The organism is Mesorhizobium sp. (assembly GCF_004962925.1).
Classification (GTDB): Bacteria; Pseudomonadota; Alphaproteobacteria; order Rhizobiales; family Rhizobiaceae; genus Mesorhizobium.
Genome location: NZ_SUEO01000079.1, coordinates 13,573 through 24,502, shown reverse-complemented (window position 1 = coordinate 24,502; position 10,930 = coordinate 13,573). Strand labels below are relative to the sequence as shown.

9 protein-coding genes and 1 pseudogene are annotated in these 10,930 nt (G+C 63.6%); 4 read left to right on the top strand and 6 right to left on the bottom strand.

The genetic code is table 11. The features are described 5' to 3' along the window. Together E5W87_RS17165 and galE are read right to left on the bottom strand one after the other, a co-directional pair. On the bottom strand, positions 1-867 hold an 867-nt coding region (locus E5W87_RS17165), incomplete at its 3' end, for an FAD-dependent oxidoreductase (protein WP_292399717.1). Between the two features lie 61 nt (positions 868-928). Next, positions 929-1,924 (bottom strand): UDP-glucose 4-epimerase GalE, encoded by a 996-nt coding sequence (galE, locus tag E5W87_RS17160; RefSeq protein ID WP_292399714.1) that lies wholly within the window; start codon positions 1,922-1,924, stop codon positions 929-931. A gap of 276 nt (positions 1,925-2,200) precedes the next feature. Here galE and hemA point away from each other — a divergent pair, with 276 nt between their 5' ends. Beyond that, positions 2,201-3,478: a 5-aminolevulinate synthase gene (gene hemA, locus E5W87_RS17155; protein ID WP_292399711.1), complete on the top strand. Its 1,278-nt coding sequence runs from the start codon at positions 2,201-2,203 to the stop codon at positions 3,476-3,478. Between the two features lie 56 nt (positions 3,479-3,534). On the opposite strand, the gene E5W87_RS17150 is transcribed toward hemA, so the two are convergent. Both E5W87_RS17150 and mscL read right to left on the bottom strand, forming a co-directional pair. Beyond that, positions 3,535-4,701: a pyridoxal phosphate-dependent aminotransferase gene (locus tag E5W87_RS17150; protein WP_292399708.1), complete on the bottom strand. Its 1,167-nt coding sequence runs from the start codon at positions 4,699-4,701 to the stop codon at positions 3,535-3,537. A gap of 111 nt (positions 4,702-4,812) precedes the next feature. Continuing rightward, positions 4,813-5,232 (bottom strand): large conductance mechanosensitive channel protein MscL, encoded by a 420-nt coding sequence (mscL, locus tag E5W87_RS17145; protein ID WP_292399727.1) that lies wholly within the window; start codon positions 5,230-5,232, stop codon positions 4,813-4,815. Positions 5,233-5,469: 237 nt separating this feature from the next. Here mscL and E5W87_RS17140 point away from each other — a divergent pair, with 237 nt between their 5' ends. Next, entirely contained in the window at positions 5,470-8,958 is a 3,489-nt protein-coding gene (locus E5W87_RS17140; RefSeq protein WP_292399705.1) for a PAS domain-containing hybrid sensor histidine kinase/response regulator, read from the top strand. A gap of 35 nt (positions 8,959-8,993) precedes the next feature. Here the strand turns inward: E5W87_RS17140 and E5W87_RS17135 are convergent, their stop codons facing one another. Beyond that, a complete protein-coding gene (locus tag E5W87_RS17135; RefSeq protein WP_292399724.1) occupies positions 8,994-9,653 on the bottom strand; it encodes a response regulator transcription factor in 660 nt (219 codons plus the stop codon). Between the two features lie 126 nt (positions 9,654-9,779). Then, on the bottom strand, positions 9,780-10,217 hold the full coding sequence (locus tag E5W87_RS17130) for a hypothetical protein (protein ID WP_292399702.1): 438 nt from the start codon (positions 10,215-10,217) through the stop codon (positions 9,780-9,782). Between the two features lie 109 nt (positions 10,218-10,326). On the opposite strand from E5W87_RS17130, the gene E5W87_RS17125 reads away from it, so the two are divergent. Together E5W87_RS17125 and E5W87_RS17120 are read left to right on the top strand one after the other, a co-directional pair. Beyond that, positions 10,327-10,677 (top strand): DUF952 domain-containing protein, encoded by a 351-nt coding sequence (locus E5W87_RS17125; protein WP_292399700.1) that lies wholly within the window; start codon positions 10,327-10,329, stop codon positions 10,675-10,677. Next, positions 10,674-10,930, top strand: a pseudogene (locus E5W87_RS17120) (dihydroorotate dehydrogenase (quinone)); the annotation flags it as partial. The gene E5W87_RS17125 and the pseudogene E5W87_RS17120, both read left to right, overlap by 4 nt.

Below are 10,930 nucleotides of genomic sequence, written 5' to 3'. Positions count from 1 at the left end.
CCCCTTGCTTTCATCCTCCAGCGGGACAGTCACGGTGTAGCCTTTCACCGGGTATACGGGCAGGTCGATGCCGTAGCGGCGGCCGAGCAGGCCACTTTCGGGCCCCATGGAGATGACCACGGCGTCAGCTGTGATCGGGCCGGCCGAGGTCACCACGGCGCGCACCCGGTCGCCCTCGATATCAAGGCCTTCAACCGTCGTGCCAAACAGGAATTTGACGCCGAGCTTGTCGGCCGCATAGGCGGCGAGCTTGTCGACGAACTGCTTGGAATCGCCGGTCTGATCGATCGGCGAATAGATGCCGCCGGCGATCTTGTCCTTCACTCCGGCGAGCCCAGGTTCCAATTCGGCCAGCCGGTCGCGGCCAACGATCTCGATCGGCAGGCCGTGCTCGCCGAGATAACGGTAATTGTCGGTGCCGGTATCAAAACTCTTCTGCGAGCGGAAGAAGTAGAGAATGCCCTTCTTGCGCTCGTCGTAATGGATGCCGGTCGCCTCCGAAAGGGCGTTGATGCAATCGCGCGAATAGAGCGCGAGCCTGAGCTTGACGTCGGTGTTGGCGCGCAGGCGCGTAACCGTGCATTCGCGCAGGAAGCGAAGGCTCCAGGCAAAGAAGTAGGGGTCGAAGCGCAGCCTGACCTTGATGCCGAGATCGTGGTTCCAGAGCCCACGCAGGAACGTCTTCAGCGCAGCGGGCGAGGCCCAGGCGGTGGCGTCGCCTGGCGACACCAGCCCGGCATTCGATTGGCTGGTGCCGCGCGCCGCCGCTGGATGGCGCTCGATCACGGTCACCTCGTGGCCGTCGCTCGCCAGATAATAGGCGGCCGCCGTGCCGACGACGCCAGCTCCGAGCACCAATATTCTCATGCCGCCCCCAAAAGTCACACGCGGCCAAATGCGTCCACGCTTCGAGCCTAAGAACCCGGTCTCAGCCTCGCGCCGAATTCTTGCCGGTCAGGATGCGCTCCCAGGCGAGTGCGTCGGCGACGATCAGGTCGAGGTCGTCGCGCTGCGGCGTCCAACCGAGTTCGCGGCGCGCCAGCTCCGAATTGGCAACCACCGCGGCGGCGTCGCCCGGACGGCGTTCGCCGATCCGCACGTCGAAATCATGGCCAAAGACGCGCCGCACGCTGTCGATCACCTCGAGCACCGAATAGCCGTGGCTGTAGCCGCAATTGGCGACGAGGCTTGTTCCCCCGGCACGCAGCCGTTCCAGCGCCAGCCGATGCGCCGCCGCCAGATCGCTGACATGGATGTAATCGCGCATGCAGGTACCGTCGGGTGTCTGATAGTCGGTGCCGAACACCTGCATGAACGGTCGCTTGCCGAGCGCCGTCTCGGCGGCGACCTTGATCAGATGCGTGGCGCCCGGCGTCGACTGGCCGGTGCGGCCCTTCGGATCGGCGCCGGCGACGTTGAAATAGCGCAGCGCCGTATAGCGCAAGCCATAGGCGATTGCGGCGTCGCGCAGCATCCATTCGCTCATCAGCTTGGACAGGCCGTAGGGCGATTCCGGTGCGAGGCGCGCATCTTCGCGCACCGGCTCCAGCCCGGCGCCGCCATAGACGGCGGCGGTCGAGGAAAAGATGAAATTGGGCACGCCTTCGCGCACTGCGGTCTCGATCAGCGTGCGCGTCTTGCAGGTGTTGTTCTCGTAGTAGCCGAGCGGGTCGGCGACCGATTCGGGAACCACGATCGAGCCGGCAAAATGGATGATGGCGTCGACCTTGTTGTCGCGGATGACCCCGCCGACCAGTTCCTTGTCGGCGACATCGCCGACGACGAGCTTTGCCTCTGGCGCCACCGCCCATTCGAAGCCGGTCGAAAGCCGGTCGAGGACGACGACGCTCTCGCCCGCATCCAGCAGCTCCCAGACCATGTGGCTGCCGATATAGCCGGCGCCGCCTGTCACCAAAACCGTCATCCGCGTCCTCGCTGCTCAAGATTTATCGGAAACTGTCTCAACACCCGCCTTACTGGAAAGCCTGCCACTAGGCCATTAGTACCATTAGTGTCTGCGGTAACCAGTCTCATCGGCGCGTGGCATCGTCTTGAAACAAAATTCATGCACATCAAGGGAATAGGCCATGATCCGTGGTCGTTAGGAACAGGCTTGGGGCGTGGCATTTTGACCAGAAAGGCCAAGTGGACGTCGAATAGGGCAATGATTATGATCCCACGCAAAAATTGGGAAGCCGAAATGAACTATCAGCGTTTCTTCGAAGACGCGATCGACCAGCTCCATGCAGAGCGTCGCTACCGCATCTTCGCCGACCTCGAGCGTATCGTGGGGAAATTCCCGCGCGCCATCTGGCGTGCCAACGGCCGCGCCCAGGAAATCACCGTCTGGTGCTCCAACGATTATCTCGGCATGGGCCAGCATCCAGACGTCATCGCGGCGATGCAGAACGCCGCCGGCAAGATGGGATCTGGTGCCGGTGGCACCCGCAACATTTCCGGCACCAGCAATCCGCTGGTCGAGCTTGAACTGGAACTGGCCGACCTGCACGACAAAGAAGCCGCACTCGTCTTCACCTCCGGCTTCGTCTCCAACGAAGCCTCGATCTCGACCATTGCGCGGCTCCTGCCCAACTGCCTGATCGTCTCGGACGAACTCAACCACGCCTCGATGATCGAAGGCGTGCGGCGTTCGGGCGCCGAGAAGAAGATCTTCCGCCACAACGACGTTGCGCATCTCGAAAGCCTGCTGCAGGCGGCGGGCCGCGAGCGCGCCAAGCTGATCGTCTTCGAGAGCGTCTATTCGATGGACGGCGACATCGCGCCGATCAAGCAGATCGTCGATCTTGCCGAGCGCTACAACGCCATGACCTATATCGACGAGGTCCATGCCGTCGGCATGTACGGACCGCGCGGCGGCGGCATCACCGAGCGCGAAGGACTGGCGGACCGTATCGACATCATCGAAGGCACGCTGGCCAAGGCGTTCGGCACGCTCGGCGGCTATATCACCGGCACAAGTGCCGTGATCGATGCCGTGCGCTCCTACGCGCCGGGCTTCATCTTCACCACGGCGCTGCCGCCAGCCATCGCCGCCGCGGCGACCACGTCGATCCGCCATCTGAAGCGCTCGCAGGCCGAACGCGACGCGCAGCTGCGGCAGGCGTCGCGGACCAAGCAGGTTCTTACCGCCGCCGGCCTGCCGGTGATGGACTCCGCTACCCACATCGTGCCGCTGCTCGTCGGCGATCCCGAGGCCTGCAAAATGGCCAGCGACCGCCTGCTCGGCATCCACGGCATCTACATCCAGCCGATCAATTACCCGACCGTGCCGCGCGGCACCGAACGGCTGCGCATCACGCCGACGCCGTTCCATTCGGATCACTTGATCGCGGAACTTCAGGATGCGCTGGTCGAGACCTGGGATGCTTTGGGCATACCTTATGGCTCGGCGGGCCGGCCGGCCGTGAGGGAAAGCGACCGTGTCATTCCGCTGCTGGTGCCGAAGTCCGGCGGCTGAAGCCTGTTAGAAACCTCTACTCCGACGGCCATCTGAGCCGCCGGATTGAACTCGCTTCAAGCACTCTTCATCCACTTCGCCAGTCGGTGCGCCGCTTCCTCGAGCTGGTCGAGGCGGCGGTGGAAACACAGCCTGAGAAAGGCCTCGCCGCCGGGGCCGAACGCCGTTCCGGGCGCCAGGCCGACATTGGCGCGGTCGACGATGTCGAAGGCGGCGGCACGTGAATCGGTGATGCCGTCGACCGCGAAGAACAGATAGAACGCGCCTTGCGGCACGGTGAAGCGTGCCCTGCCGGTGGCAGCCAGGATGCCGCAGACCAGATCACGCGCCGCCCTCGCCCGCTCCACCTGCTCGACTATGAAGGCGTCACCTTCATCGAGGGCGACGACGGCGCCGCGCTGCATGAACTGGGCGACGCCGGAGGTCGAATACTGGACTAGGTTCTCGAATACCTGCTGCAAGGAAGGATGGGTCTTGATCCAGCCGACGCGCCAGCCGGTCATCGCCCAGTTCTTGGAAAAACTGTTGACGAACAGGATGCGATCCTCGTCGGCCATGATGTCGATGAAGGACGGCGCGCGACTATCGCCGTAGTGGAACAGCGAATAGATCTCGTCGGCGATAATCCACAGGCCCCTTTCGCGGGCAAGGTCGAGGATCGCCTGCAGCGTCTCCCTGTCCGCGGTCCAGCCGGTCGGGTTGGACGGTGTGTTGACGAACAGCGCCTTTGTCCTTGGGGTGATCGCCGCCTCGATCTTGCCGACGTCGCAGGACCAGCCATTGCCGGACTGGTCGAGCGTGACAGCGACCGGGACGGCGCCCGCCAAGCTGGCGGCAGCGGCGAAGTTCGGCCAGGCTGGCGACAGATAGACGACCTCGTCACCATTGCCGGCGACGGCGTCGAGCGCCAGCTGGATGGCATGCATGCCCGAACCGGTGACGATGAATTCTCCCTCGGCGAAACTCTTGCCGAAATGCCTGACGTAATAGCGGGCGAGCGCCTGCCTCAGCTCGGGGATGCCTTTCTGCCAGGTATAGAAGGTCTCACCGCCGGCCAGCGCCCGGGCTGCGGCATCGGTGATGAAGGCGGGCGTCGGCAGGTCACCCTCGCCGGCCCAGAGCGGGATCATGCCGTCGCGGTCGCGGCCGCGGTTCATGACGGCGACAATGCCGCTTTCCGGCGCGGCCCGGGCCTCGGCGCGCAAATTCTCGATCAGGGTCATGGATAGATCCGTTTTCGTGTTCTGGACTGCTAGCGTGTTTTGCGACGGGCGAAAACAGAAAACCCCGGCCGAAAACGACCGGGGTTTTGGTCCAGAGATCTTGCCCCTGCGCTATTTCCTGGCGAGGAGATCGCGAATTTCGGTGAGCAGCGCGACATCGGCCGGCGGCGCGGCAGGGACGGCGGGCTTTTCCCGTTCCAACCGCCGGCGCAGATTGTTCACCGCCTTGACCATCAAGAAGATGATGAAGGCGAGAATGATGAAGTTCAGCACCACGGTGATAAAGCTGCCATAAGCGAAAACGGCACCCTGTTTCTTGGCATCCGCCAGCGACGTGGCATTGACGGCAGAGGACAGGGCGAAGAAGTAATTGTTGAAATCCAGTCCGCCCAAAATCGCGCCCACGATCGGCATGATGATGTCGTTGACCAGCGAATCAACGATTCTGCCGAAGGCAGCGCCGATGATGACGCCGACGGCCAGGTCCATGACATTGCCCCTGGAAATGAACTCCTGGAATTCTTTCAGCATTCGACCCTCCTTGTCATGATGGGCCGTGCTGCCGCCCACCCGCGCCTTTCGGCACCGACCCACAGGCAAGATAGCAAAAACCTGCGGTGCAGCATGGACAAATGACCGGTTTCCACCGGCCAAATTTCCCGAAGCCGCAACCATCCTGCGCCGAAAGCCGCGATGGACTTGATCGCCAAGCTGTGATTGCGTCTCAGCAGGCCGGATGCAAAACCGGTAAGGGAGGATACTCAGGCCGTGCAGGGCTGGTTCATCGTCATCATCGCGATCGCCTATGTGACGTTGCTGTTCGTCATCGCCAGCCTCGGCGACCGGCGCTCGGCGACACCCGGGCCTGGCCAGGCCCGCCCCTTCATCTATGCGCTCAGCCTGGCGATCTACTGCACCTCCTGGACCTTCTTCGGCTCGGTCGGCCTTTCCTCGGAGCGCGGCCTTGAATTCCTCGGCATCTATACCGGACCGGTGCTGGTGTTCGTGTTCGGCTTTCCGCTGCTTCATCGCATCGTCAGGTTGGCCAAGACCGAGAAGATCACCTCGATCGCCGACTTCCTCGGTGCCCGCTACGGCAAGAGCTTTACCGTTGCGGCGATCGCCACGCTGATCGCGACGATCGGCGCGGTGCCCTATATGGCGCTGCAGTTGAAGGCGATTTCCGGCTCGGTCAGCCTGATGGTCGAGCATTATACCGGCTCGCCACCCACCTTCGATCCCTTCGTCAGCGACATCTCGCTGGTCGTTGCCATGCTGCTTGCGCTGTTTGCAGTGCTGTTCGGCACGCGCCACGCCGACGCCACCGAGCATCAGGACGGGCTGGTGCTGGCGGTGGCGGTCGAAACCGTGGTCAAGCTCGCCGCCTTCCTGGCAATCGGGCTGCTGGTGATCTTCCTGATCTTCGGCGGCCCAGGCGATATGGTCGACAAGCTCGCGCAGAATACTCAAGTTCAGCAAGCGATGGGCTACAGGACGTCGCTCGCAACCTGGCTGGTGCTGACATGTTTGAGCGGTTTCGCCATCATCATGCTGCCGCGCCAGTTCTACGTCACCATCGTCGAGAACCGCAGCGAGGCCGAGTTGCGCACCGCGACGTGGGTGTTTCCGCTCTATCTGGTGGCGATCAACCTTTTTGTGCTGCCGATCGCGCTCGCCGGCCTGGCGCTGGTCGGCACCAGGACCAGCAGCGACCTCTACGTCTTGTCGCTGCCGCTGCTCAGCGGTCACGATTTACTGGCGATGGCGGCTTTCATCGGCGGCCTGTCGGCGGCGACCGCGATGGTGATCGTCGAAAGCGTCGCGCTGTCTATCATGATCTCCAACGACCTCGTCATTCCGCTGTTCGTGCGCCGCCTGCTCAGGACCACGACTTCCGAGAACGAGGACTGGTCAACACTCATCCTCAACGTGCGGCGGGCCGCGATCTTCATCATGCTGTTCATCGCCTTCCTCTATTATCGCGAGAGCACCGACAGCGCGCGGCTCTCCTCGATCGGCCTGATGTCCTTCGCTGCGATCGCGCAGTTCGCGCCGGCGTTGATCGGCGGTTTGATCTGGCGCGGCGCCAACGGCAGGGGTGCTGCACTCGGCATGGTCGCCGGCATCGTCGTCTGGGGCTACACGCTGCTGCTTCCGTCGCTCGTCGCCTCCGATACCGGCATCGTCGTGCACGGCCTGTTCGGTTTCGAAGCGTTGCGGCCGCAAGCGCTGTTCGGCACCGTCGCCGAGCCGCTGAACCACGGCGTCTTGTGGAGCCTGTCTATCAACACGCTGTTCTTCGTGCTCGGCTCGCTGTCGCGCGCGTCGGTACCGCTGGAACGCATCCAGGCGTCGATCTTCGTGCCGCGCGAGGCGAGCCCGATGCCGAGCCTGCGCCGCTTCCGCACCACCGTCACCGTCAATGACCTCAAGGACACAATCGCGCGCTATCTTGGCGTCGAACGCACCGAGCGGTCCTTTCAGACGTTCGAAGAGAGCAGTGGCACTTCGTTGCACGGCAACGAGCAGGCCAGCATGGACGTCATCCGCTTCTCCGAGCAGCTTCTGGCGAGTGCGGTCGGCTCCTCCTCGGCGCGGCTGATCCTGTCGCTGCTGCTGCGCCGCAACGACCGCGAATCCAAGGACGCCTTCCGCCTGCTCGACGACGCCACCGAGGCGCTGCAGCACAATCGTGACCTTCTGCAGATCGCGCTCGACCAGATGGAACAGGGCATTACCGTCTTCGACAGGGATTTTCGGCTGATCTGCTGGAACCGCCAGTATCGGGCGCTGTTCGACCTGCCCGACGAGATGGGCCAGGTCGGCGTCTCGCTCGATCGCATCCTGCGCCACCTTGCCGAGCGCGGCGACATTCCGGCCGACCAAAGGGTGGCGATGCTCAACCGCCTCACCAGTTTCGTCAGCCCTTGGCAGATGGAGCTGAAGACCAGCGGCCGCATCCTGGAGTTGCGTTCCAATCCGATGCCGGACGGCGGCATCGTCGCCACCTATGCCGACATCTCCGGACGCGTCGAGCAGGATCTGGCGCTCAAGCGCGCCAATGAATCGCTGGAACAGCGCGTCAAGGACCGCACCGTCGAACTGACCCGCGTCAACGAGGAGCTGGCACAGGCGCAGATGCTGGCCGAGGAAGCCAATCTCGGCAAGACGCGCTTCCTTGCCGCTGCCGGCCACGACATCCTGCAGCCCCTGAACGCCGCCCGCCTCTATTGCTCGTCGCTGATCGAAAAGGCCGGCAAGGGGCGGGCCGGCAAGGCGGCGATCAACATCGAATCCTCGCTGGAATCGGTCGAGACCATTCTCGGCGCGGTGCTCGACATCTCCCGCCTCGATGCCGGCGCGATGAAGCCGGACGACACCGTCTTCAGCCTGGACGAGCTGCTGCGACAGATCGGCAACGACTTCCAGCCGCTTGCCGCCGAGAGGAAGCTCGGCCTGACGATCGTGCCGTCGTCGCTCAGCGTGATGACGGATCGCAATCTCCTACGCCGCCTGATCCAGAACCTCGTATCCAACGCCGTCAAATACACGCGCTGCGGCCACGTCCTGGTCGGGGTGCGGCGGCGCGGCGAACTGGTCGAGATACAGGTGATCGATACCGGCATCGGCATTGCCGGCGACAAGCTGAACACGGTCTTTCGCGAGTTCACCCGCCTCGACGAGGGCGCGCGCGAGGCCGAGGGCCTCGGCCTCGGTCTCTCCATCGTCGACCGCATCGCTCGCGTCTTGCGCCTCGAAATCCGGATCTTCTCGAACCCGGGCAAAGGCACGCGCTTTTCCGTCATCCTGCCGGTCGCGGCAACGCAGGAGCCACGCCGCGAGATCGCGGCGAAAGCGCCGGTCCGCACCGCGGCTTCGCTTGCCGGGCTCCGCGTGCTCTGCATCGACAACGACGCCCGCATCCTCGACGGCATGCGGCTGCTGCTCGAAGGCTGGGGCTGCAGCGTCGACACATTTTCCGGCACGGGGGATATCGAGGGATCGGTCATGCATCGCCCCGACATCGTGCTTGCCGATTACCATCTCGACGGCGAGACCGGTCTCGAAATGATCGCTAAACTGCGCGCGATCCACGGCCAGGACATGCCGGCCGTGCTGGTCACCGCCGACCGCTCCAGCGAGGTGCGCGCCACCGCCGCCAGGCTCGACGTGCCGGTGATCAACAAGCCGCTTAAACCGGCGGTGCTGCGCTCGATGATGGCCAGGGTCAGGCCACTGGCGTCGGCGGCCGAGTAACGGTCACAGCCTTCTGTTGCCCCCCGGTGCCGAGGTCAGCTGGCTGCCGGCAGCGGGTCGCTGCCGATCTTGGACAGCAGGATCACCGCCTGGGTGCGGCTGTCGACGCCAAGCTTCTGCAGAATGGCCGAGACATGCGCCTTGATCGTCGCTTCGGAGACACCGAGTTCGTAAGCGATCTGCTTGTTGAGCAGCCCTTCGGCCAGCATGCCGAGCACGCGCGTCTGCTGCGGCGTCAGCGTCTGCAGCCGCTTGATCAGATCGGAGATCTCGGGATCGCGCTCGACACCGAGATCGATGCCCGTGGGTGCGGCGATGTCGCCGGCAAGCACAGACTGCACGGCGCTGCGGATCTCCTCCATGCTGGCCGATTTGGAGATGAAACCCGAAGCGCCGAGATCGAGCGCGCGCCGGATGGTCACCGGGTCGTCATGCGCCGATACCACCACCAGCGGCACCGTCGGATGGATGCCGCGCAGCGAGATCAGACCGGAAAGGCCGCTCGCGCCCGGCATCGACAGGTCGAGCAGCACCAGATCGACTTCCTCATTGGCCACGACCAGTGCCTTGGCGCTTTCGAAATCGCCGGCCTCGTGAATGCCGGCGACGTTGCCGATGCCGGCAAGCGCCTCTCTCAGCGCGCCGCGAAAAAGCGGATGGTCGTCGGCGATGACGAAAGTGTAGCCTGACGGCACATGGCCCTCCCCGAATCCCATTGATGATTGTCTGCTTCTTACGGGATCAGTCGACGATTATGCGGCGATATCGGCCGTTTTCAAGCGGCAAAGACTATGCACCGGGTTTCTTCCGGTGACCGGTGCTCAGGTTTTTTGCGAATTGGGTTTGGCGCCATCTTCGCCGCTGTCCTTTTCCATGTCCTTGACGATACCCATGAAGCCGCGCAGGAAGCGCTCCATGTAGCTCATCGTCTTGTTGAAATCCTCTTCGCTGGGCAACGTCGACTCAAAGCGGGCGGCAAGCGAGTTCTCGAGCTTGACGACGCGCTCGTCGAGCGCCTTCACCGAATTTTGCAGCCGGTCGATCTCGTCCTGGAAGGCGGCGCGTTCATCGGCCGCCATCTTGCAGACGAGCTGGCCGGCCCGCTCCTCGCAGCTCGACATCGCACCGGTCTGCGTGTCTATGCGGACATAGCCGGTGGCCGACTTTTCCAGCCGGTAGCGGTTGGCTTCCTCGGAAAAGGCCGATGCCGTGACGAGCGAGACGAGCGCTGCCGGGATTAAGACGTGCTGCGGACGCATATTGTCCTCCATGGGCCAGTAGCGCAATTTATCGCATGTTTGCGCCGGAAATGGGGAAGAACTCTGGCGCACCCTTCCCCGCATGGTTGGTTCGGACTATAGCGCAATCATGTCTCAGATTATCTACAAGATAGTACCCGAACCGCTGTGGCGCGAGGCCGAAAGAAATGGCCGCTTCACCGGTGCGCCGATCGACGTCTCCGACGGCTTCATCCATTTTTCCACCGCCGGGCAGGCTAGGGAAACGGCGGCAAAACACTTCGCCGGCCAGACCGGACTGCTACTGGTCGCCATCGATGGAGCCAAGCTGGGTGATGCGCTGAAATACGAGGTCTCGCGCGGCGGCGCGCTGTTCCCGCACCTTTACGGCCCGCTCGACCTGAAGGCCGTCGTCTGGGTGCAACCATTGCCGCTCGGCACTGACGGCCTGCACCAATTCCCGGCGCTGGAGGCCGAATGAGCGTGCTTGACCGCCTCGGCCAGAGGCTCCTGTTCGCATTCGATCCGGAAGCCGCCCACGGCCTGTCGATCGCCGCGTTGAAATGCGGGCTGCCGGTGGCCGGGCGACCGGTGCGCGACGACAGGCTGAAAGTCAGCATCTGCGGCATCGATTTCCCCAATCCGCTCGGCATGGCTGCCGGCTACGACAAGAACGCCGAGGTTGCCGATGCACTGCTTGGCCTCGGCTTCGGTTTTGCCGAGGTCGGCACGAT

Coding starts and splice junctions, on each gene's coding strand:
- galE (WP_292399714.1), bottom strand. CDS start 1,924: ATGACGGTTTTGGTGACAGGCGGCGCCGGCTATATCGGCAGCCACATG.
- hemA (WP_292399711.1), top strand. CDS start 2,201: ATGAACTATCAGCGTTTCTTCGAAGACGCGATCGACCAGCTCCATGCA.
- E5W87_RS17150 (WP_292399708.1), bottom strand. CDS start 4,701: ATGACCCTGATCGAGAATTTGCGCGCCGAGGCCCGGGCCGCGCCGGAA.
- mscL (WP_292399727.1), bottom strand. CDS start 5,232: ATGCTGAAAGAATTCCAGGAGTTCATTTCCAGGGGCAATGTCATGGAC.
- E5W87_RS17130 (WP_292399702.1), bottom strand. CDS start 10,217: ATGCGTCCGCAGCACGTCTTAATCCCGGCAGCGCTCGTCTCGCTCGTC.
- E5W87_RS17125 (WP_292399700.1), top strand. CDS start 10,327: ATGTCTCAGATTATCTACAAGATAGTACCCGAACCGCTGTGGCGCGAG.